At 45.8% G+C, this 22,283-nt stretch carries 21 protein-coding genes; 9 read left to right on the forward strand and 12 right to left on the reverse strand.

Going from position 1 to position 22,283, the window contains the following annotated elements; all coding sequences use genetic code 11:
• Positions 1-3 precede the first annotated feature (3 nt).
• The 12 genes from Q0090_RS02405 to Q0090_RS02460 form a co-directional block, all read right to left on the reverse strand.
• Positions 4-789 carry an electron transfer flavoprotein subunit beta/FixA family protein gene (locus Q0090_RS02405; RefSeq protein ID WP_297947128.1) on the reverse strand — a complete coding sequence of 262 codons (786 nt, stop codon included), beginning with the start codon at positions 787-789 and terminating at the stop codon, positions 4-6.
• Between the two features lie 18 nt (positions 790-807).
• A complete protein-coding gene (locus Q0090_RS02410; RefSeq protein WP_004334333.1) occupies positions 808-1,947 on the reverse strand; it encodes an acyl-CoA dehydrogenase in 1,140 nt (379 codons plus the stop codon).
• Between the two features lie 41 nt (positions 1,948-1,988).
• Complete coding sequence (locus tag Q0090_RS02415) at positions 1,989-2,651, reverse strand: 3-oxoacid CoA-transferase subunit B (protein ID WP_297947086.1); 663 nt, start codon at positions 2,649-2,651, stop codon at positions 1,989-1,991.
• A gap of 45 nt (positions 2,652-2,696) precedes the next feature.
• Positions 2,697-3,500, reverse strand: a complete 804-nt coding sequence (locus Q0090_RS02420) for an OAM dimerization domain-containing protein (protein WP_297947088.1) — start codon at positions 3,498-3,500, stop codon at positions 2,697-2,699.
• Positions 3,497-5,068, reverse strand: coding sequence for a lysine 5,6-aminomutase subunit alpha (locus Q0090_RS02425; protein ID WP_297947090.1), 1,572 nt, complete (start codon positions 5,066-5,068; stop codon positions 3,497-3,499). The genes Q0090_RS02420 and Q0090_RS02425 overlap by 4 nt, the downstream gene beginning before the upstream one ends.
• A 3-nt stretch (positions 5,069-5,071) precedes the next feature.
• Complete coding sequence (locus tag Q0090_RS02430; RefSeq protein WP_297947091.1) at positions 5,072-6,463, reverse strand: DNA mismatch repair protein MutS; 1,392 nt, start codon at positions 6,461-6,463, stop codon at positions 5,072-5,074.
• Complete coding sequence (locus Q0090_RS02435) at positions 6,460-7,425, reverse strand: hypothetical protein (protein ID WP_297947092.1); 966 nt, start codon at positions 7,423-7,425, stop codon at positions 6,460-6,462. The genes Q0090_RS02430 and Q0090_RS02435 overlap by 4 nt, the downstream gene beginning before the upstream one ends.
• A 71-nt stretch (positions 7,426-7,496) precedes the next feature.
• Positions 7,497-8,753, reverse strand: a complete 1,257-nt coding sequence (gene ablA, locus Q0090_RS02440; protein WP_297947094.1) for a lysine 2,3-aminomutase — start codon at positions 8,751-8,753, stop codon at positions 7,497-7,499.
• A 246-nt stretch (positions 8,754-8,999) separates the two neighbouring features.
• On the reverse strand, positions 9,000-10,043 hold the full coding sequence (locus tag Q0090_RS02445; RefSeq protein ID WP_297947096.1) for a zinc-binding dehydrogenase: 1,044 nt from the start codon (positions 10,041-10,043) through the stop codon (positions 9,000-9,002).
• A 41-nt stretch (positions 10,044-10,084) separates the two neighbouring features.
• On the reverse strand, positions 10,085-10,912 hold the full coding sequence (locus tag Q0090_RS02450) for a 3-keto-5-aminohexanoate cleavage protein (protein ID WP_297947097.1): 828 nt from the start codon (positions 10,910-10,912) through the stop codon (positions 10,085-10,087).
• A gap of 13 nt (positions 10,913-10,925) precedes the next feature.
• Positions 10,926-11,318 (reverse strand): hotdog fold domain-containing protein, encoded by a 393-nt coding sequence (locus Q0090_RS02455; protein WP_297947099.1) that lies wholly within the window; start codon positions 11,316-11,318, stop codon positions 10,926-10,928.
• Positions 11,319-11,363: 45 nt separating this feature from the next.
• Entirely contained in the window at positions 11,364-12,014 is a 651-nt protein-coding gene (locus Q0090_RS02460; RefSeq protein WP_297947129.1) for a CoA transferase subunit A, read from the reverse strand.
• 550 nt (positions 12,015-12,564) lie between these two features.
• On the opposite strand from Q0090_RS02460, the gene Q0090_RS02465 reads away from it, so the two are divergent.
• From Q0090_RS02465 to Q0090_RS02505, 9 genes are all read left to right on the forward strand, one after another.
• A complete protein-coding gene (locus Q0090_RS02465) occupies positions 12,565-12,855 on the forward strand; it encodes an HU family DNA-binding protein (RefSeq protein WP_004334174.1) in 291 nt (96 codons plus the stop codon).
• A 432-nt stretch (positions 12,856-13,287) separates the two neighbouring features.
• Positions 13,288-14,856, forward strand: a complete 1,569-nt coding sequence (locus Q0090_RS02470; RefSeq protein ID WP_297947101.1) for an Rne/Rng family ribonuclease — start codon at positions 13,288-13,290, stop codon at positions 14,854-14,856.
• Positions 14,857-15,477 (forward strand): recombination mediator RecR, encoded by a 621-nt coding sequence (gene recR, locus Q0090_RS02475; protein WP_297947103.1) that lies wholly within the window; start codon positions 14,857-14,859, stop codon positions 15,475-15,477. It abuts the gene before it with no gap.
• Positions 15,478-15,531: 54 nt separating this feature from the next.
• On the forward strand, positions 15,532-16,059 hold the full coding sequence (locus Q0090_RS02480; RefSeq protein WP_297947105.1) for a GNAT family protein: 528 nt from the start codon (positions 15,532-15,534) through the stop codon (positions 16,057-16,059).
• A complete protein-coding gene (ligA, locus tag Q0090_RS02485; protein WP_297947107.1) occupies positions 16,047-18,062 on the forward strand; it encodes an NAD-dependent DNA ligase LigA in 2,016 nt (671 codons plus the stop codon). The genes Q0090_RS02480 and ligA overlap by 13 nt, the downstream gene beginning before the upstream one ends.
• 957 nt (positions 18,063-19,019) lie before the next feature.
• A complete protein-coding gene (locus tag Q0090_RS02490) occupies positions 19,020-19,523 on the forward strand; it encodes a helix-turn-helix transcriptional regulator (protein WP_297947109.1) in 504 nt (167 codons plus the stop codon).
• A gap of 58 nt (positions 19,524-19,581) precedes the next feature.
• The gene (locus tag Q0090_RS02495) at positions 19,582-20,358 is read left to right on the forward strand and encodes a dihydroorotate dehydrogenase electron transfer subunit (RefSeq protein ID WP_297947111.1); all 777 of its coding nucleotides are present in this window, start codon (positions 19,582-19,584) and stop codon (positions 20,356-20,358) included.
• Positions 20,355-21,278: a dihydroorotate dehydrogenase gene (locus Q0090_RS02500; protein WP_297947112.1), complete on the forward strand. Its 924-nt coding sequence runs from the start codon at positions 20,355-20,357 to the stop codon at positions 21,276-21,278. The genes Q0090_RS02495 and Q0090_RS02500 overlap by 4 nt, the downstream gene beginning before the upstream one ends.
• Positions 21,279-21,533: 255 nt before the next feature.
• A complete protein-coding gene (locus Q0090_RS02505) occupies positions 21,534-22,121 on the forward strand; it encodes a nitroreductase family protein (protein ID WP_297947114.1) in 588 nt (195 codons plus the stop codon).
• The last annotated feature ends 162 nt before the right edge of the window (positions 22,122-22,283 follow it).

A 22,283-nucleotide genomic window follows, 5' to 3' on the forward strand; every position in this document is an offset into this window, starting at 1 on the left:
GCTTTAGATAATGAATTTCTCTTTGAGTTTTTCGATAATAATATCGGCAGCCTCTTCCGGAGTGATCTCGTCGTGGAGAGTCCCCATAGCCTTAGCTCCCTTGGTAAATGACTTCTTAACGCTCGTAGGAGATCCCTTAAGACCCAAACGTTCGGGATCTACGGGGAAGCTATCAGCATTCAATTCTACAATTTCTTTGTCGAAGGCTTCCATGATACCACGTACGTTCATGTAGCGAGGTTCGTAGGCAGAAGCAAGGAAGGTAAGCATACAAGGAAGCTTTACTTCGAGTACTTCGTGACCCTCTTCTACATTGCGACGAACGGTCAATAGGTCCTTACCATCGAACTCAACGTTCTCAACATAGGTAACCTGGGGGAGATCGAGTTGTTCAGCAATCTGAGGACCAACTTGAGCGGTATCCCCGTCGATAGCTTGACGTCCTGCCAAGATAATATCATAGTCGATAGTACGAAGAGCTTGAGAGATAGTGTAGCTTGTTGCAAGGGTATCAGCACCACCAAAACGACGGTCTGTTACAAGATAACCCTTGTCTACACCCATAGCGAAAGCTTCACGGATGATTTCCTTTGCTTGAGGAGGTCCCATCGTAATACAGGTCACCTCAGCACCAAACTTGTCTTTGAAGAGAAGGGCTTGCTCTAGCGCACCCTTATCATCGGGGTTCATAATGCTAGGTACCCCATCACGGATGAGCGTTCCTTTTACGGGATCGAGCTTAATCTCAGTTGTATCGGGAACTTGTTTGATACAAACAACTATTTTCAACATCTATAGTCCTCCTTCTTATTTTAATAGGTTTGCAGAAATAACCATGCGTTGAACTTCGCTGGTTCCTTCGTAAATCTCAGTAATCTTGGCATCGCGCATCATACGTTCAACAGGATATTCGCGAGTATAACCATAACCACCATGGAACTGTACAGCCTTGGTTGTTACCTCCATAGCAGTCTCTGCACAGAAGAGCTTTGCTTCAGCTGCAGCTACAGAGTAGGGGAGCTGGGCATCCTTGAGCCAAGAGGCACGACGGATGAGAAGCTGAGCACATTCGATGCGAGTTTGTAGATCTGCAAGCTGGAATTGTGTGTTTTGGAACTTGGCAATGCTGCGACCAAACTGCTTACGTTCTTTAGTGTACTTAACCGTTTCGTCCATAGCACCGCGGGCAATCCCTACAGCTTGAGATGCGATACCAACACGACCACCATCAAGGGTCTTCATAGCAATCTTGAAGCCACCTCCGATCTTGCCGAGGAGGTTTTCTTTGGGAACAATGCAGTTCTCCATAATAAGCTCGCACGTAGCAGAACCACGAATACCGAGCTTAAGCTCTTTCTTACCGATGCTAAAGCCGGGCATATCCTTTTCTACAATAAATGCAGAAATACCATGATTACCTTGGCTCTTATCTGTCATTGCAAAGATGATGTACACGTGAGCGTACTCAGCGTTGGTAATGAAGATCTTAGTACCATTGAGCACCCAGTGATCGCCATTATCTACAGCGAAGGTTTGTTGTGCAGAGGCATCTGTTCCGGCGTTGGGCTCTGTGAGACCAAATGCACCGATCCACTCACCAGAGGCAAGCTTGGGTAGATACTTCATCTTTTGTTCCTCAGTACCATGCTCAAGAATAGGAGCACAACACAAAGAGGTGTGAGCCGATACGACTACCCCAGTGGTAGCGCATACGCGGCTTAGTTCCTCTACAGCCATAGAGTACATTTGGTTGGTTGCACCGGCACCGCCATATTGAGTAGGAATGGGGATCCCCATAATACCCAACTTCGCCATCTTCTTAACTGTTTCGATGGGGAAGCGTTCTTGTTCATCAATCTCTGCAGCTAAGGGTTTTACTTCCTTCTCTGCAAAAGCAGTGATCATCTGCAAGAACAGTTGCTCTTGTGGAGTTTGTGAAAAATCCATAGTGATTTATTTGAATCTTAATAATAGTCTCTCTTTTCTTCTTATTGACGCATTGGGCGCAAATCTTCTGCAAAGATAATAGATGCTTCTGTAGCTGCAATAACTTCTTCGCGAGTAAAGTGCTCATTAAGCTCTGTTACTACCAAACCCTCACCTTTGCGCACCTCGATTACACACATTTCTGTGATAATCAAATCTACTTGCCCCTGTGCTGTAAGAGGAAGACGGCACTTTTTGAGAATCTTTGGAGTCCCTTTTGCGGTATGCTCCATAGCAAGAATTACTTTACGAGTACCTACGAGGAGGTCCATAGCCCCTCCCATCCCCGGAGCTTTTTTGCCCGGGATGATCCAGTTTGCGAGGTCTCCGTTTTCATCTACTTCGAGAGCTCCCAAAATACTTACATCCACATGTCCACCACGGATGATCCCAAACGAAGTGGCACTATCAAATGAAGCAGCACCTGGTACCGGTGTGATAAAACCGCCTCCGGCATTGGTCCATTCTTCGGCCTCTTCGCCTTCTTTGGCAGCAGGCCCCATACCGATCATTCCATTTTCACTCTGGAGCATCACCTCAACATCAGCTTTGAGGTAATTGGGAACCATTGTCGGCAGACCTATACCGAGGTTAACAACATCTCCATCCTTCAATTCGAGAGCCACACGACGTGCAATAGTCTCTCTTATCTCATTCTTATCCATGGCTATATGTTTTTATTGAATCTTCTTATTGTCTTGTTCAGAGATTTATTTTTCTACTAGCCCTTCTTCCATACGACGGTGGAGCTCTTGTGCTATATAGGATGCCACATCGTCTGCAAAAGTATTAGCACCAAAACCTGCATCATACCCGAGCTCTTTGGCAAGCTCATGCGTAATACGAGGACCACCACAAGCCAATATAACCTTATCTCGGAGACCTTCTGCTTCGAGCAACTCTACGAGTTCGGTAAGGTTTTGGATGTGTACATCCTTTTGTGTTACGGTTTGTGATACGAGGAGAGCATCGGCTTTATAATCAAGGGCCTTGCTGATAAACTCTTCGTTGGGCACCTGGCTTCCGAGATTGAGTGCCTCGATCATGTCGTATCGCTCTAGTCCATAGTGGCCGGCGAATCCCTTCATGTTCATAATGGCATCAATCCCCACAGTGTGAGCATCGGTACCCGTGCTCGCTCCTATGATGCGGATGGGACGACCGATGTTTGTGCGGATAAAGTCGTCTGTCTGGGGCATATCCCAAGTGGTCGTTTCCACTTTGGGAACATAAATATTAGAATAGTCTACTGTATGACTGCAGTTGCCATAGCAATTGAAGAAGGTAAATCCATTAGTAAGTTCTTTAGAGAACACTACCATAGGATTTTGCAAACCCATCTCCTTGAGTAGTAGTTTTGCTGCTTCTTCTGCTTCTGCTCCGATGGGTACAGGAAGAGTAAAACTCAACTGTATCTTACCATCGTTCATCGTATCTCCATAGGGCTTTACCTTCGCTAAGTCTAGCGTGCGGTCAAAGTCCTTTTCCTCCATCGAATATAATCCACCACTCATAGCTTACCCTCTATTCTAAAGTTTTTCATCAGTTCAATCGTTGGGTTGTAGTAATGATCTCCCTTAGAAGCAACACCATCCAACCCCTTTCCTCCATCAATAGGACGCTTTACGTCAGCGAATGTACCCTTAGAAAGGGCGGTAAAGATACCTTGTTGATGGATTTCGTCTAGGAGGTTAATTGTTTTGTCTAGGACCAAACGTGCACGGGTTTGCATGATCCCGCCTTCCTTAAACTCTACATCTTCGCCAATCGATCGCATATTGTTGAAAATATAACGAGCATTTTCGATAGAGAGGTAGCGGTCGCTCATGAATGGAGTGTGGATAGCCTCTGTCGGCATCCCAAGAAGCTGAAGACCTTGATGCGTCCAGATCCCAATCATATTAAAGAGAGCGTCTTGTATGTGGCCGCGGAATATATTCCCCGTCATAAACTTCGTAGGAGGCATATACTTGAGCGGAGCCTTAGGGAAAATCTCCCTTGTCATCTGAGCTTGAGCGAGCTCATAAAGGAAGCCATTCTCTAGCATTGGATCCATCTCAAAGGCATGCCCAAGTCCCATCTGTTCCTCCGGAAGACCTGCTTTTAGAGCAAATTGCTCATTGATTAGGTCGGAGGCAAGCACGGTGTGGGCTTCTTCCACAGCATCTGCCGTAGTGAGGTAATTGTCTTCTCCGGTGTTGATGATTACTCCGGCAAAGCCATTGATAACGCGACTCATGTACTGGTCTACAAGAGTACGTTGCATGTTGATGTCTCGGAATAGGATACCATAGAGAGCATCGTTGAGCATAACGTCAAGGCCTTCGAATGCTCCCATGATGGCAATTTCGGGCATACAGAGCCCGGAGCAGTAGTTGCAGAGACGGATATAACGCCCAACTTCTTCTCCTACTTCATCCAACGCCTTGCGCATGATGCGGAAGTTTTCTTGAGTAGCAAACGTACCTCCAAAACCTTCTGTGGTCGCTCCATAGGGTACATAGTCGAGCAAACTTTGTCCCGTGGTGCGGATAACCGCAATAATATCGGCCCCTTGGCGAGCAGCAGCCTGAGCCTGTACTACGTCTTCGTAGATGTTGCCTGTAGCTACGATTACGTACAAATAAGGCTGAGGTCCCTCACCGATGGTACGAAGATACTCTTCACGGCGAGCTCGCTTAGCGGCGATTTTCTTTATACCCTCTAGGATATAGGGTTCTAACGCATTAGCTACCCCTTCTTTGTCGAGCGATGGGTAGCGCTTAAGATCTATGGTTCCTTCTGCTATGCCCTCTGCCACTTGTTGAGGATTCTTCCCCGTTGCTGCCATGGCATTGGCGATATAAAACAGAGCACCATCCGAGAGAAGTTTATTCTCGTGAAGATGGTTTACAACGACATTGGGGAGGGGAACTCCATTGGCATCAATATCGTCAATGCCGATAAAGCGGCAGAGCGTACGTTCTACTGCCACCGTAGTATACCTATCTACAAACTCTTGTACCTCATTGGCAATCTCGCGAGCTGTATGACGGGCGCGTTCTACTTTAGAGAAGTCTATCCCTACTTTACTCTTATTCATTCTCTATAAGTTCAATTTTTCTTTACAGTACTGGAGCAACTCTTTGTCAATACCCAAAATCTCGGCAATACGTACAGCTTCGTGTGGAGCTGTATCCGAGGAATCTTTGATTAGGGAGTAATCAATGTATTTGTTTAGCTTATTTACTTCGAGAGGGAGTTGCAACCTCTCTTCTATAAATCCACGCACTCTATATCTGCAACAAGGTGCTGATATACCGCTATAGTGTGTGGTGATAACGGAGCGGACATTATACTTTGCAAATAGTCTCACGAGGGCGTCCACGAGGGCGCAGCCTTCGTCTGGATTTGTAGTGCGGGCAGGTTCATCTATCGGAACCAAGAGGATACTGCCAGCCTTAATAGCTTGTACAATATTGTTGATACGCAAGACTTCAGCACCAAAAGAGGAGAGTCCTTCGTTAAAGTTTTGGCCGTCTCCTATAGAACTGATGATGTCATCTATAACAGCAATCTTAGCTTCCCTTGCCGGTACATAAAAGCCGTATTGCATGAGAGCTTGTGCCAATGTAATAGCAGAAAGCAATACACTCTTTCCTGCCATGTTAGCTCCTGTTATAAGGGTCGGATGGGCGCCAAAGCGAATGGATACCGGTTGGAAGTGCTCCCCACGTTCTGTCAGTTTTTCAGCGACTTCCGGGTGAATTAAATCACAAAAATCAGTCTCTGAATTTGCTGACAATGGGATGGGGCAACAGTAATGATGCTCATAAGCCCAGCGGGCTTTAGCTAGCAAAAGATCGTCCATTGCCAGTGCTGCAAGTACGCGACTAAAGTCATCGGCAAAGGGGGCTAGCTCTTTCGTTAGACGACGACGCACCCGATCCTCTTCCTGTGCTGCGGCCATAGCCAACCGGTCTCGCTCTTCGTCCGTTTTAACTCTCTCTATTTCCTTTCGTAGTTGTGCTAAAGAGGCACTATACCCATCAGAAACGAAGAAAGAGGGAAGACGCTCTCCATCGATATCGAGGATAGAGAGAGGAGCTTCTAACGACGGCATATCTTCCAAATGAAGTGCATGCATCTCTGCTAAGCGACTCACTTTGGCTGCGACCAGCGCAAGGCACTTAAGCTCATAAAAATCCACATCACTACAACTGCTACGCCGCTCTTTTAGTAGTGCAATAGAGCCGGCTATGTTGCGTACATCTTGCAGTAGGAGGTGTAACTCTTGCAGCCCCTTGTTCCTCTGTTCGTCCTCTAAGTACTTATAGAAGCGCGTTACTTTCCCAAGACGTTGCAATATATTTTCTCTACTCGAAGTCCAAGAAGTCTCTAGGAGAGCTTGTCTACCAGGAGAGGAAGCCAGCTCTAGCGAGTTCACGACAAAGCGAAGGCCCGCAATAGACTCTATACTATTCCGCAATACATTCATAACCGACATACATCATATACGGGTACACCCAAAGACTCTTGCAAGCGTGTACACATTTTTTCGGAATCAAGTCGATAGCCGGAGGGGGCTAGAGGATTAAAGGTGACTGCCATGAGCTTAGTGCCATAGAGCACACGCAATTCCTTCCCCGAAGAGAGATACTTGTCAATAGCAAGAGGCGATGCAAATAGCCGAGTAAAGTCTCGTACCACAAGCATTCGATGGCTATCAATCATTCTAAGTTTCTCCAAGAGAAGGTCTGAGACTACACCTGCAACGAAAAGGGTATCCCCTCGTTGTATCCACTCCACGTCTTGCCAGATACGATCCGACAGAGCGGAGATGAATCCCGTCTCAAATACATTCCCCTCAGCATCAATCACAAACATCCCTCTCTCTACATCTGCAAGGCTATCTGCAATGGCTCTTGACGAATACTCCGGTAGTTGTATTAGCCGATAGAGGTGGTGTGTCTTGCGGATTAACTCCTCCGGTTGTACACTATAAGCCGCCCCCGTTGCCAAAATCATTCCTTCTGATACGGAGGGAGCAGCTAGGCTGATGCGAGAGAGGGCTCCATCGATAATGGTTAGATCAATGTTCCCATCTCGCATCTTCCTTATAATGTGCTTCAAACCTCCCGTAGAGGCCGGTCCTGCAATGAGTACCTTGCCCGTTCCCTTAGACTTTGCATAGATGGCTCGACCAAGAGAAGTGGTGTATTGCTCATCGATCCCTACAACCTCTGCTGCGACCAACTTATTACGATAAAACTTTTCGGCCGTAACAAAGACGGTGCCTGGGTGTAGACAGATCTCGGGTTTATCGGTTTGAGTTACTTGATCCCGACGCTCCCCATCAATACCAATAGAGGTCAATGCCAAACTTACTTGGGGATACTCTTCCCACAAACGACGCAAAACATAGTTAAGACATTCCGTCTTTCCTGTGTTTTTTGCCATTCCTACGATGGAAAGACTACGCAGCTGAGTAAGGCCTGATATAAAGGGCATTGATGGAGAGAGAAACGTGATTATTTACCTTCTTGACGCTTGCGGTTGCGCTCCTTACGAGCCAATTTGTTTGGCTCAATGGCGAGCTGTTGCCCGGCAAGCAGAGCTGCCACACCATCCTTGCGTTGCTTTTCGCACTCGGGGCAATGGCACTCTTCTTCGTAATGAGCAGGCTCTGTATAGGTGGTAAGTACCCCTTCGTAATTGCGGAGTACAACACGATTGGGAGCCTGAGATACGATATAATTGGGCATAACGGGGATCTTTCCACCACCACCGGGTGCGTCTACCACAAAGGTAGGAACAGCGTATCCGGAGGTATGTCCACGGAGGTTTTCTATGATCTCGATACCCTTAGATACGGGAGTACGGAAGTGACCAATACCACGAGACAAGTCACATACATAGATGTAGTAGGGGCGTACACGAATCTTTACCAACTCATGTACCAACTTCTTCATCACGTAGGTGCAGTCGTTAATCCCTCGGAGCAATACTGTTTGGTTACCAAGGGGTACTCCGGCATTAGCGAGACGTTCGCAAGCAGCCTTCGACTCTGCCGTAATTTCATTGGGGTGATTGAAGTGAGTGTTGAGCCAAACGGGATGATATTTCTTGATAATCTCCACGAGCTCAGGAGTGATACGCTGCGGCAAAACTACGGGAGTACGAGAGCCAAAGCGGATAATTTCTACGTGATCGATAGCACGCAAACGTTGCAAGATATACTCGATCATGGAGTCGCTAACCATCAAGGCGTCTCCACCCGATAGTAGCACGTCACGTACCTCAGGGGTACGTTCAATATATTCAATAGCCTTATCGATTCGTTCACGAGGCGATGCAGCATCTTTTTGTCCCGCAAAACGACGACGTGTACAGTGGCGACAGTACATCGAACACATGTCTGTAATCAAGAATAGTACACGATCGGGATAGCGGTGTGTAAGCCCTGGCGTAGGAGAGTCTTCATCCTCGCTTAGAGGGTCAAGTTGGTCTTCTTCGCTAATAACTAGCTCGTGATCCGTAGGCACCGACTGCTTACGTACGGGGTCGTTGGGATCGTTGGGATCTATTAAGCTAAGGTAATAGGGTGTGATAGCCATACGGAGGCTCTTGAGAGACTCCCGTACTCCCTCCTCTTCTTCGGGGGTGAGAGTAACATACTTTTTGAGATCATCGAGTGTCTCAATCCGGTTTTTCACCTGCCAATGCCAGTCATTCCACTGCTCATCGGTTACGTCAGGGAAATAGTATTTTCTTCTGCTTTCGTTCATTTCGGAGATATTCTTGTGTAATATCTGAGGTTGCCTTAAAGGAGGAAAGAAACAAACACGAACTCTCCCTAGTAGGGAATAACTCTCGGAGTAGACCTCTATACCACAATTCTGAGCAGGGTACAAAAGGTAAACAAGTGAGCAAAGAGGGGGAAGACTCCACCCCAAAAAGAGCGTGATTGCTTTTGAAATAGATGCAGAACCTCCCCTATTGGAGACGTCCCACATCTATTTCTCTAGGTCAAATTAAGCGTATAGATCGGTAAAGATCTTACGGAGAGCTTCGTTTTCTCTGAGTTCTTGTAGCGTGATTTCGGCATGACCCTTTGTATAGCCATTACCTACAATCATAGTAACATCGCTACCAACACCTTCTGCACCAAGAGCTGCCTTGGTGAAGCTGGTTGCCATAGAGAAGAAGTATACAACACCATCGTTCTTGGTGCAGAGGATACTTGTCATCTCAGTATCGGGGATGTTTACATTATTGATCGTAACATCGCACATTTGGCCACCTGTTAGCTCAGAGATCTTTTCCATTACGGGTACGGGCTGTGTAGCATCTGCTGTAAATACTGTGTGACAGAAGCCTAGAGCTTTGAGACGATCTGCGCTCTTTTGAGAGTGGCAGAGACCGATTACCTTACCTGTAACACCGGCACGCTTCATAGCTTCGTAGCAGCAAAGCATACCGCTCTTACCACCGGCACCAATGATCAATACTGTATCGCCGGGCTTTACAAGCTTAGCTGTTTGAGCGGGAGCACCTGCAACGTCGAGAGCAGAGAGAGCTAGCTTTTCGGGAAGGTCTGTAGGGATCTTAGCATAGATACCGCTTTCGAAAAGAATTGCCTTACCGTCGATGTCTACTTGGTCTACATCAGAGCGAATTTCTTTGATCTTATCAATGCGAAGGGGAGTAAGAGATAGAGATACGAGAGTCGCAATCTTATCTCCTTCTTTGAGGTCAATTTTACCTTTGAGGGCATCACCAATCTTCTCAACAGTCCCGAGGAGCATACCACCAGAACCTGTTACAGGGTTGCGGTGTTTACCTTGCTTTGCAACGATACCGAGCATGATTTCAGCAATTTTTTCCTTATCGCCACCGGCTTGCTCGTGGATCTGTGTAAAGCTAGCAGAGTCAATATTTAAAGTCTGTACATCAATGAGGATCTCGTTGTCGTAGATCTCATCCATGTTGTTGTCAATTTTGTTAGCAGGCTGTGGAAGTACGCCTTGAGGATCGAGTACGCGGTGCGTACCATATTTGTTGCCTTTTTTTTGCATAGAACGAATTTGATTGAATTAAATCGATTTATGATGAAAGATTACTTTAGTGGACGAAGAGAGAGGATGGCACGAGCCTCAGCAGGCGAGGCGATCTCACGACCTAATTCTCGGGATAGACGTACCACTTTTTCTACCAACTCTCCATTAGAGCGAGCAAGCACTCCACGAGAAATATTCAAATTGTCTTCGAAGCCAACACGAACATTTCCTCCCATTACGATGGTGGGAGCGGCTAGAGTAAAGGCGCTGCGGCCAATACCTGTCGCAGTCCAAGTAGAACCTGCAGGGATGCGATTAACGAGCCATACAAGGTTTTCTACTGTTGCAGGCGTACAGCCCGGAACGCCCAATACGAAATTAAACTGCATAGGATCGCCAGGCACTTCTCCCTTGGCAGCCATGCGCAAGATTGTATCTAGGTGCCCCATTTCGAAGCATTCGTACTCGGGTTTGATATTGTTTTCGAGCATTCTCTTGCCAAAGGCACGCATCATGGGCATGGTGTTTTCGAAGACTTCGTCCCCGAAGTTGCACGTACCACAATCCAACGTTGCCATCTCAGGGAATAGCTCTGTAGGTTGCAAACGCTCTTCTGCAGTCATCCCAACAGCACCTCCGGTAGAGGGGATAAGAATAACATCGGGACAAGCCTCGTGCACAGCATCCATACACACTTTAAAACGATCCCGGCTCTGAGTGGGCGTTCCATCGTCTTCGCGTACGTGGATATGTACAACGGCTGCACCGGCATCGTAGGCACTTTTAGCCTCACGCACAATCTCTTCTACAGTGTAGGGTACCGCAGGATTCTGCTCCTTGGTTACCTCTGCTCCACAGATGGCAGCTGTAATAATGAGTTTTTCCATTCTCAACTATACCTTATTTATTGCGTTGGCACTTAACGGGTACTACACAAGTACCGGTAGCACGACATACTACGATGGGTTCTGGCAATACATCAGCTGCAGAGTCACAGAGGTCAGGACGGGGCTTAATCACCTTGCGAGCCTCAAATGTCATCTTGCGAGAAGAGTTACCCACATGGGTTATCTCCCCTACAGCTTCGATGTAGTCCCCTGCATATACAGGATTTAGAAACTCTACACTGTCATAGGCACAAAAGAGACCTTCGTCACCATCTTGGATGATAAGAAGCTCTGTTGCTACATCACCAAAGAGCTGTAGCATGCGTGCGCCATCTACAAGATTGCCACCATAGTGTGCATCTGCTTGAGACATACGCAGACGAATCATAGATTTAGGATTACTCATAAACTTTATTGTATTAGTATAGTGTTTATACTTCTGATTAATGGTTTATTTATCGACCACGATATGGTCAACAAAAATGCTGGGGGTATGTACAGCATGAGGCTCTATTGCACCCACTGGTACCAACTCTTCGATCTCCACTACAACGGTATCTGCAGCCATTGCCATGAGAGGTTGGAAGTTTTGTGAGGTTCCTTTATATACTAGGTTCCCCTTTTCGTCGCCAATAGATCCTTTGAGGAAAGCAAACTCTGCACGGATAGGCTTCTCAAGCAGATACTCTTTTCCATCAACCTTTACCAACTCCTTACCCTCAGCGATAACAGTACCCAAACCTGTGGCAGTAAGTGCGCCACCAAGCCCAGAGCCTCCGCAACGAATACGTTCGGCCAACGTGCCTTGAGGGCTAAACTCCACTTCTAGCGAGCCATCATTAAGTTGCTCTCCTGTGAGAGGATTCGTACCAATGTGTGATACAATAAGCTTCTTTACCTGATGATTGGCAATAAGACGTCCGCAGCCCTTCTCGGGATACGAGGTGTCGTTGGTAATGAGAGTGAGATCCTTAACGCCGCTCTCTACGAGGGCGTCTACAATTCGTTCCGGGGTTCCATTCCCCAAGAATCCGCCCATCATCACAGACATACCGTCGTGAAACTTGGCGGTGAGCTCGGCTAATGTAATAGCCTTCTTCATGGTTCCTGTCATTATATTAATATGTTATCTGTTGCCTAAATAACAAACTCTACCCACGACTCCCCAACCCTTGAGCAAAGGTTAAATGGTGAGCAGATTTCGTTTCCGCCCCAAAGTTACCAACTTATAAGGGATTAGCACGAATAATTGGCGAAAAAGATTCTGGAGCTTTAGAGGAAGGGGGCATAAGAGGCTTTTTCGGGAGCCTAGCCCGATAGATTCGGATGCTCTCAGAAGAGATTTTGCTTCCTAGCTAGAGGATTAGTGCTCGGGAAAAACCCCAAGAAAATAGGGTGGTATCAAAAAATATTTAGCCCAATAATCCTCTCGGTTTCTGGCTGAGAAATTTCCTATTTCTACCCAAGAAAAATATTGCTCCAGGCCTATATGTTTTTAAGTCTAGGGCAGCAGCATTTTCTCCGTTTCTCGGTTGTGCTTCGTTTCTTAGTGAGATGAAAATACTGCAAGTCTGTATTTCAAAGCGAATTAATTGCTACCTTTGTACACCGAAACTGTATAGAGTATCAGATAATTATAAATAAAGATAGTAATGACAAAGGCAGACCTTGTGGCTCAGATAGCTAAGAGAACAGGATTAGATCGTGACGAAGTATTGCGTACCGTAGAGACTTTTATGGATGTTGTCAAGGATGAGATGGCTCAGGGCAACAATATCTATCTCAGAGGGTTTGGTAGTTTTGTTATTAGAGAGAGAGCTCAGAAGATAGCTCGCAACATCTCAAAGAAGGAGGCTATTATTATCCCGAAGCACAATGTTCCCAGCTTCAAGCCTTCTAAAGTATTCTCTGAGATGCTGGGGGGAACAGAGATCAAGAAGTAAACAAAAAAGTAGTTCTATTCTTTTATAGATTAAGAGCTACAAAAAACAATAAACAAAGTAAGTTTCACCCTTTAATTTGGAGACAATATGCCAAGTGGTAAGAAGAGAAAAAGACACAAGATGGCAACGCACAAGCGTAAAAAACGTTTGAAGAAGAATCGTCATAAGAAGAAGTAACCCTACAGCCTTTGGGCTGTTTTAGGGTTCGGGCTTGTGCCGAACCATTACAAGCTCTTCGTAAGAGGGAACTCCTAAATGCGGGCAGTATCCCTCTTGCGTGGTTATATATAATGGGGAAGTGGCGTAAAGGTCCGATTTCGTATCCCGAAGAGATGAGATGAATCCTTTGTACCAAGGTACATGGGTTTTGCGTTTCTTCAGGATTGGTAGCAGACTACCAAAGATTATATCACAAGTAAACAAAAGAAACACGTGGATAGTCAATTAATCATTGATGTACGGCCCAAAGAGGTGGCTATGGCCCTTCTTGAGGATCGCAAACTCGTGGAATTTCAGCGAGAAAAGAGCAATTCTTCTTGCGCCGTCGGGGATATTTATCTCGGAAAGGTACGGAAGATTATGCCCGGGCTGAATGCAGCTTTTGTGGATATAGGGTCTGGGCAGGATGCTTTCTTACATTATTATGATTTGGGGATGGAGTTTGGAGCTACCGAAAATTATCTAAAGATGATAGCCCAAGGCCGTAACCTCCCTCCTCTCACCAAGGTAGCACCGGGTGTTGCCCTCCCTCGTGAGGGTAAGATAGAGAACGTCTTATCAGCCGGTCAAACCCTATTGGTACAAGTAACAAAAGAGCCTATCTCGACCAAAGGAGCTCGCCTATCGACTACGTTATCTCTTGCAGGACGTAGCATGGTGCTATTCCCCTTTGGCAACAAGGTTTCTGTATCGAAAAAAATCTCTTCAAAGGAAGAAAGTAAGCGGCTCAAAAGCCTCATACAGAGTATTAAGCCGGAGGGATTTACTGTGGTGATACGCACCTCAGCGATCGGAAAAAAGGCTCTAGAGCTACATGCGGAGCTCAATCGTTTGGTCAGTCGATGGAACGATAGCGTCAAGAAGCTCCCTCGAGCAAAAGCTCCCACGCTCATTTGTGCCGAACCCAATAGAGCACTAAGTCTATTAAGGGATACCTTTAGTGCCGCTACCTATACGGAGATTGCTATAAACGACAAGGATATGTATGGGGCTATTAAGGACTATATTTCGACTATAGCTCCCGATAGCACAGACATAGTATCGTACTACGACAATAGCAAACCCATCTTTGATCACTACGACGTAACTAGGCAAGTAAAATCACTCTTTGGGCGCACTGTAACCTACAAGGGTGGGGCATACCTCATTATCGAAAAGACGGAGGCAATGCACGTAGTTGACGTAAATAGTGGCAATCGCTCTCGCAAATCGAATGCGCAAGAAGATACAGCTCTGGATGTGAATCTCTCTGCCGCGGAAGAACTTGCACGTCAACTTCGATTACGAGACATGGGCGGAATCATTGTTGTAGACTTTATCGATATGAACGACCCTCAGCATTGTAAACAGTTGTACGATCACATGAGGGCTCTTATGAAGACAGACCGAGCTAAACACAATATTCTCCCGCTTAGTAAGTTCTGTGTCATGCAGATAACGCGCCAAAGAGTGCGCGAAGCAACTACCGAGCATACCGAAGAAACGTGCCCTACTTGTATGGGTACGGGCAAAATGCAAGCCTCAATACTCCTTGTTGAGCAGATAGAAAAAAAGGTGGCCGACCTTATGGTGGACCATAATGTAAGACAATGCAATTTGCATGTAAACCCCTATGTTGCTGCCTACCTACAGAGGCATGAGATCTTCTCTCCATCTGTTTTTTCTCGATGGCGTAAGAAGTACTCTCGTGGACTTAAGTTGGTAGAAGACCAAAGTATTGCATTCTTAGACTATAAGTTTTACGACAAAGAGGGTAATGACTTAGATGTTTTCGACGATTAAATGACTTCGAAATATCCGTCTAAGTGGCTCGAAAAAGCCGTAGACCAACTATCTCTATTGCCCGGTGTCGGGCGGAAAACAGCTCTTCGGTTGGCTCTTTATATTTTGCGCCGACCGGAGAGCTTTGCCAATTTATTAGGTTCTTCCATCATAGAATTGAGGGAGAATATCATCTATTGCGAGAGGTGTCATAATATAAGCGACAGCCCTTGCTGTCCCATCTGTTCAGATCCCTCTCGCGATACACAAACCATCTGTGTAGTGGAGAATATCCGCGATGTTATGGCTGTCGAACGCACTGCGCAGTACAAAGGATTATACCATGTATTAGGTGGGGTTATATCCCCCATCGATGGAATTGCCCCCCAAGACCTAGAGATAGAGTCTCTTGTGGAGCGTATCCCCAAAGAGCAAATAAAAGAGGTTATCTTAGCCATTAGTCCCACCATGGAAGGGGAGACCACCAACTTTTATATCTACAAGCGTTTAGCCCCTCTAGGGGTGCATGTAAGTTTACTCTCAAGAGGGATTGCTATGGGGGATGAACTAGAATATACTGATGAAGTTACCCTTGCAAGAGCTTTGCGAGATAGGAGCGACTTCACTCTATCTTTCCGATAAAACGAAAAAAGAAGAGTATAACCCATTAAGGACGAACCCATGAGATTGGACTGTTTGAGGGATAAAGAACTTGCTCTACGCCTTGTGGAGCCGGAGGATGCCCGGTTGCTTCACTCTTGGGAAAATGACCCTTCTCTTGCTGAAAGTAACACCCTATACGAGCCGTTGGCGAGGTTCCAGGCGCAGCAGTTTGCTCAGGTTGGTAATTCGCATCTCCTAGAAAACGGCTCTCTCATGCTCATTGCAGAAGTAAAGTTCCCAGGAGAGGGAACTCCCACCCCCATAGGATACATAGAGCTTTACAACTACGACCATTTCCATCGGCGAGCTGCCGTGGGGCTCGTTGTGCTACCCTCGTGGCAGCATAAGGGCTACGGAAGACGGATGTTATCGTGTATAGAGCATTATACTTTTGACGTATTACGCCTGCATCAATTGTATGCAGAAGTGGTGGGAGACAATGCCAAGGCCGTGCTATTTTTTGATCAAAGCCACTATAAAAGGATAGCTCAATTACCCCAATGGCAGTGGCAACATGGTGCCTATCAAGATCTAATTATATATCAATTATGCCCGGAGTAGAAGAGAGAATAGAGCAGCTAAGGAGCGAAATCGAACAGCATAATTATCGTTATTATGTGCTTGCTACGCCCGACATTTCCGACGTAGAATTCGACCGTTTGATGCAACAATTGATAGATCTGGAGGCGCAGCATCCCGAGCTTATTACCCCCACCTCTCCCACTCAACGAGTCGGGAGCGATCGGAATCCCAGCTTTGTCTCAGTGCGGCATTCCGCCCCTATGCTTTCCTTATCCAATACCTACAATTATGACGAGGTACGGGAGTTTTGGCACCGTTTGCACTCGGGGAATGGCTCTTTGACCCTAGATTGCGAACTCAAGTTCGATGGCCTTTCTATTGCCGTTGTCTATCTCAATGGAGAGCTTAGCCGAGCAATTACCAGAGGAGACGGAATTGAGGGCGACGATGTTACCAACAATATTCGCACAATTCGCTCAATCCCCCTCCGACTATTAGGGGAGAATATCCCCCCCAGAGTAGAAGTGAGAGGGGAGATTTTGCTCCCATACGACGAATTTGAGCGGATAAATAGCCAACGATTGGCAGAGGGAAAAGACCCATTTGCCAATCCGAGAAATGCTGCATCAGGAACCTTGAAACAGCTAGATACCAGCGTAGTATCAGAGCGCAGACTTGATGCCTTCTTCTACTATTTATTGGTGGATGGGTTAGCTATCGATAGCCATGCAGAACGTCTCCGCTTGGCAAAATCTTGGGGCGTAAAGGTCTCGGACTATAGCGCTCAATGCTCTACGCTGGAGGAGGTGTACGCCTTTATTGATCATTGGGATACAGCACGTCGCTCCCTGCCTTTTGCCACCGATGGGATTGTTCTCAAGGTGGATTCCCTTGCATTACAGCAAACAATCGGTTTTACGGCCAAAGGACCACGTTGGGCTATCGCCTATAAATACCAACCGGAGCGGGCTTCAACCCAGTTGATCGACGTCTCCTATCAAGTGGGAAGAACCGGGATTATTACCCCTGTTGCCAACCTTGCTCCCATCCTAATTTCGGGTACGGTAGTGCGCCGAGCCACCCTGCATAATGCTGACTTTATCCTCTCATTGGATCTGCACCAAAAGGACTATGTATATGTGGAAAAAGGGGGTGAAATCATCCCTAAAATAGCAGGAGTTGACAAATCTCTTCGGCAGTCTGATGCCCTGCCAATCGTCTTTCCTTCTGCCTGTCCGGACTGTGGTACAACCCTTATAAAGGCTGAGGGTGAAGTCGGATATTTCTGTCCGAATAAACTAGGATGCCCTATGCAAATAAAGGGTTCCATAGAGCATTATGCACAACGAAAGGCTGCCGATATTACCATTGGTCCCGAGACGATAGAGGCTCTTTATAGCCGTGGTTTTGTCAAATCTATCTGCGATTTGTATCGCCTTACAGCTGATGATATTCTCTCCCTTGATGGGTTTAAGGAATGCGCTACGGGGAATCTTCTCGGTAGTATAGAGCAATCCAAATCGCGTCCGTTCCCTGCCATTTTATTTGGATTGGGTATTCGCTATGTAGGAGAAAACGTGGCAAAAATCCTAACCCGCACCTTCAATTCGATTGAAGCTCTGATGGAAGCCTCCCAAGAGGAGCTACAAACTCTAGATGGTATTGGCGAACGCATTGCTGAGAGCATAGTCTCTTTCTTTGCCGATGAGCGTAATCAGAAGATTATTGCAGCCCTCAAAGAGTTTGGAGTGACCTTATCCAACCCCTCGGAAGAAGGCTTTTCTGAAGCGATTTCGCGCCCTCTGGAGGGAAAATCTATCGTGATAAGTGGAACCTTTAGTCGGCATTCTCGAGACGAGTATACGCAGATTATAGAGCAGTTCGGTGGGAAGAAAGTCTCTTCTATTTCCCAGAAAACATCCTTCATCTTGGCCGGAGAAGATATGGGCCCCAGCAAGCGAGAGAAAGCCCTTGCCCTAGGTATTCCTCTTCTATCTGAGGATGAATTTCTCGCGCTTATAGACCTCCCCAACTCGAAATAGAGGAGGGGAGATCATTTCCTTTTTTGTAGCAAAGTGCTCTTTGATATAGTCAAGGGGTACTTTTTTTTGCCTATTCCTCTGAATATTTCTTCGCTGGTTTTCTTTCCCTTTTAGCTCTGTTTTTTACAAGAAGTAGGGTAGAATAAATTTTAGTTCTACTCAGAATAATTTTATTTTCCGGCTACTATCTTCTCGGCTCTTCTGCTTCTAAATTTTTATGCGCATGGAGAGTGGTTAGGGGAGGATGCTGTTGGAGAAATTTTTTCCTCTTCTAGATCCTCGATTTTCGGATTTTGAATCGAACATAATGTAAGCCTTCAATTTTTCAATATTCTAGCCTCACCACTCGTCAGGATAGAAATATTGAAAAAGCGAAATCCGGCACTTTTTTCACCCTTCGAAAGGGAGGAGAGGGTTTTCGATCACTCCCTTTGAATTCTTCATTTTCATGTTTTAAATGAATGTTTTTACGCTGTTTTCATTTGCATTTACATAAACGTATTTTGCAAAACCATTTGAATAGCTATGGGGAGTAGGTCATTACCATCATGGTTTGGATGTGTTTGATTTGCATTTTCCCTCCGATTCTTAATTGAGAACCCACCTGGTTTTTATAATATGATAGGCTGAAAATTGTTAGTAAGTATCTGAAAATGAATTCAATATTGTTGCATACTGAGGTTTTGTATCCGACTTCTAGGGGAGTAGTTCTCTGTTGCTATTCATTCTATCCTACAGACTGCATAAATGGTACTTATTGTGCTGATAAAGAGTGAAATGGGACTTTTACTGAGAAACAATATAGAGTGTAATTCGTATATGCATATCCGAGGAATGAGAATTGCAAATGCATTTGACTAGAAAAACCGCTTGTAAAAATAAAAGGCATAACCATGAAGTGGAAAATCATTTGTATATTTGTGGTGTGGAAATGAGAATCTAGATTTACTGGAAATTATGGACAATATCCCTGCCATTATAGATCAAATTACTCAGAGACTTCGCTACATGATGGAGTCTTTGGGCATGACAGCAAAAACTTTTGCCGAACAAGCAGGTATTCCTCCTGCTACATTTTCCCAAACGTTAGAGAATAGAAACAAACCTTCTCTCTCCACTCTCCTAAAAATCGCTAAAGGCTTCCCGGAATGGAATCCTACGTGGATTATTCTTGGGCAGGGGGAAGAGCGAATTGAAATATCGAAAAATAGAGAGGGTTTATTCCTCGAAAATAGCTTTGGAGAAGGTCTTGATACTTCTGTATATCAGCAAAATACAAATCAAAAAGCCTGGGAAAACAGTGCAGAAAAACTAGCTCCATCTAGAGAAATCCCGGAGGATTTGATTAGTAAAGTGGTCTCTGAGACCCTTTCACAGCAAAACTCCATAGAAAAAAGGAGTATTACCGAAATTCGCGTCTTTTATTCGGATGGGAGCTTTGAGACCTTTGTGCTCAAATAAGGTTCGTTTGACTTGTTGGCTGTATCTTTGCTGAGAGAAACGAATGACACCTTAGTGAATGAAGAAAGAGATTTTACAAAGCACAATTCGATCCAACAGTGCACTCAACGAGAGTTACTATAGACTGGAATTAGAGCTCCCGAAGAGCTATCAGGGAGAGATGAGGCCGGGGCAATTTGCACAATTGCTCGCCAAAGAAAGTGGTGCTTTTCTGCGCCGCCCTATATCTATATGTGACTATAATAGCGAGACGCATTGCCTTGTGCTGCTTGTGCAGAAAGTGGGATTGGCATCGTCCTATTGGTGCACCCTTGCTCCAGGGGCTACTATCGATCTTATTGCTCCCCTAGGGAATGGATTCTCCTATTTCTCAGACTTCTCCGGGGAGGTTCCCTTATTAATAGGAGGGGGAGTAGGTATTGCCCCTCTACTCATGCTCGGGAAAAAATTGCAGCAAGAGGGTATCAAACCTACGTTTTTGCTAGGAGCTCGAACGAAGTCTCTTCTCGTACTGCAGGATGAATTCAAAAATATAGGGGATCTCTATTGCACTACCGAAGATGCCTCCTTTGGCGAAAAGGGGCGAGTAACCGATCATAGTATATGTGCTACACCTATTTATAGTAGTGTATATACATGCGGTCCACTCCCCATGATGAAGAGTGTAGCCCGATGGGCAAAGCAGCACTCTATCCCCTGCGAAGTTTCCCTCGAAAATAAAATGGCTTGTGGGATCGGGGCTTGCCTTTGCTGTGTGGAAAATACAACCGAAGGGCATAAATGTACTTGTACAGAAGGCCCGGTCTTTAGAACGGAAGAATTACTATGGTCATGAGCAATACAATAGATACAACGATAGATCTTGGGAAGGGGTTGGTATTGAGAAACCCTGTAATGACCGCCTCCGGAACGTTTGGTTATGGCACGGAATACTGCGATTTTCTGGATCTAAATAGGCTCGGGGGGATTGTCGTAAAAGGTACCACATGGTCGCCTCGGGAGGGGAATCCCTATCCCAGAATGGCGGAGACCCCTTCGGGGATGCTTAACGCTGTGGGGTTGCAAAATAAGGGAGCTCACTATTTTGTAGAGCATATTTATCCTGAAATAAAGGATTACGACACTCAGGTTCTGGTGAATGTAAGCGGTTCTAATATAGATGATTATGTTAATACCGCAGCCCTTATAGGCTCCTTAGATAAGATACCAGCCATAGAGCTAAACATCTCTTGTCCCAATGTAAAAGAGGGCGGGATGGCTTTTGGTGTAACAGCCAAGGGTGCCTATGAAGTTGTGAGTGCAGTACGGGCCGTTTATCCCAAGCATTTGATGGTAAAACTCTCTCCCAACGTGACTGACATTACGGAGATTGCAAGGGCGGTAGAGGATGCCGGAGCAGACAGTCTCTCCCTTATAAATACCATACTTGGGATGGCTATAGATGCCGAGAAGCGCCGTCCTATTTTATCTACGATCACGGGAGGCCTATCGGGTCCCTGTGTCAAGCCAATAGCCTTGCGCATGGTATGGCAGGTGGCTAGTAAGGTGCATATCCCCATCGTTGGTATGGGGGGAATTGCTTCTACTTCGGATGCGATTGAATTCCTTCTTGCCGGAGCTTCTGCAATTCAAGTTGGGTGTTACAATTTTGTGGATCCCTCTGTTGCACAGAAGATTGCAGTAGGAATAGAGTCCTATCTGGAGCGACACAAGATGACGAACGTGGCCGAGCTTATCGGAGGGTTGCAGGTGTAAGTATCCCCTAATTTGGTTATAACACATGTTATGTTCGGTTGTTGGTCAAGAAAATAAAGCTTGATGGATTGTTTGTGTTCTGAGCTACCAAACGTTACTACTCCACAAGCCTTTGTCTCTCCCTTCATCTAGTATCTACAGTAAAGGAGACGGATTAAGGCATTATAAGACAATGAAACGATCGCTTAGGGTTTATCTTATGCAGCAACAGAACAACTTATATAGTAAGTATCTAAAGGATAGAAATAGCACATTATGATGGAGAAAAAGCAACTGCTTGCATTACTAAAAAGCAACCGAAGTTATCGTCGCTTTGATTCTTCTGTACAGCTCTCAGAGGAAGAAATTAGATCTTGGATAGAGGCGCTTCGCTACACTGCTTCTGCAAAGAATGCCCAGCCTCTGAAGTATAGGATTATAACGGACAAAACTCAAGTAGATGCTGTCTTTTCATTACTCCACTGGGCTGCATACTTGCCGGATTGGCAAGGCCCTTCTCCAGAAGAGCGTCCGGTTGCTTTTGTTGTACAGGTATTAGATCGCACTATTTCGGCTTCTTCCCGTTTTGATGAAGGCATTCAGCTTGAGGCTCTTACGCTAATGGCACGCTCTTCCGGCTACGGAGGATGTATTTTGGCGGCATTTGATAGTGCAAAAATGTCCGACCTATTATCCTTGGATACAGACCGTTACACCCCTATTACTGTGGTAGCACTAGGCAAGCCTATTGAGGAGGTTGTTATAGAGCCCCTCCCTACCCCCGATGGGGATATTCGCTACTATCGAACGGAGGATAAAGTGCATCATGTACCCAAGCGGACGATGGACCAACTCATCATCTAAGGCTTCACATAATCACTAATTTGTGATTTTTCTCCCTAAACATTTGCACAATCGAGAATTAGTTACTACCTTTGCGCTCGCAATTCGATAAGAGTTGCTCACGGTTTTGTCTCGTGGTGTAATGGTAGCACAACAGGTTTTGGTTCTGTTTGTCAAGGTTCG

This window comes from uncultured Porphyromonas sp., from assembly GCF_938023125.1.
Lineage (GTDB): Bacteria > Bacteroidota > Bacteroidia > Bacteroidales > Porphyromonadaceae > Porphyromonas.

Bases quoted from the DNA above. Each gene is read 5' to 3' on its own strand.
- Q0090_RS02435 (WP_297947092.1), bottom strand. From the start codon at position 7,425: ATGGCAAAAAACACAGGAAAGACGGAATGTCTTAACTATGTTTTGCGT.
- Q0090_RS02425 (WP_297947090.1), bottom strand. From the start codon at position 5,068: ATGAATAAGAGTAAAGTAGGGATAGACTTCTCTAAAGTAGAACGCGCC.
- Q0090_RS02490 (WP_297947109.1), top strand. From the start codon at position 19,020: ATGGACAATATCCCTGCCATTATAGATCAAATTACTCAGAGACTTCGC.
- Q0090_RS02420 (WP_297947088.1), bottom strand. From the start codon at position 3,500: ATGAGTGGTGGATTATATTCGATGGAGGAAAAGGACTTTGACCGCACG.
- Q0090_RS02415 (WP_297947086.1), bottom strand. From the start codon at position 2,651: ATGGATAAGAATGAGATAAGAGAGACTATTGCACGTCGTGTGGCTCTC.
- Q0090_RS02445 (WP_297947096.1), bottom strand. From the start codon at position 10,043: ATGCAAAAAAAAGGCAACAAATATGGTACGCACCGCGTACTCGATCCT.
- Q0090_RS02460 (WP_297947129.1), bottom strand. From the start codon at position 12,014: ATGAAGAAGGCTATTACATTAGCCGAGCTCACCGCCAAGTTTCACGAC.
- recR (WP_297947103.1), top strand. From the start codon at position 14,857: ATGACTTCGAAATATCCGTCTAAGTGGCTCGAAAAAGCCGTAGACCAA.
- ablA (WP_297947094.1), bottom strand. From the start codon at position 8,753: ATGAACGAAAGCAGAAGAAAATACTATTTCCCTGACGTAACCGATGAG.
- Q0090_RS02495 (WP_297947111.1), top strand. From the start codon at position 19,582: ATGAAGAAAGAGATTTTACAAAGCACAATTCGATCCAACAGTGCACTC.
- Q0090_RS02455 (WP_297947099.1), bottom strand. From the start codon at position 11,318: ATGAGTAATCCTAAATCTATGATTCGTCTGCGTATGTCTCAAGCAGAT.
- ligA (WP_297947107.1), top strand. From the start codon at position 16,047: ATGCCCGGAGTAGAAGAGAGAATAGAGCAGCTAAGGAGCGAAATCGAA.
- Q0090_RS02430 (WP_297947091.1), bottom strand. From the start codon at position 6,463: ATGAATGTATTGCGGAATAGTATAGAGTCTATTGCGGGCCTTCGCTTT.
- Q0090_RS02465 (WP_004334174.1), top strand. From the start codon at position 12,565: ATGACAAAGGCAGACCTTGTGGCTCAGATAGCTAAGAGAACAGGATTA.
- Q0090_RS02410 (WP_004334333.1), bottom strand. From the start codon at position 1,947: ATGGATTTTTCACAAACTCCACAAGAGCAACTGTTCTTGCAGATGATC.
- Q0090_RS02450 (WP_297947097.1), bottom strand. From the start codon at position 10,912: ATGGAAAAACTCATTATTACAGCTGCCATCTGTGGAGCAGAGGTAACC.
- Q0090_RS02500 (WP_297947112.1), top strand. From the start codon at position 20,355: ATGAGCAATACAATAGATACAACGATAGATCTTGGGAAGGGGTTGGTA.
- Q0090_RS02505 (WP_297947114.1), top strand. From the start codon at position 21,534: ATGATGGAGAAAAAGCAACTGCTTGCATTACTAAAAAGCAACCGAAGT.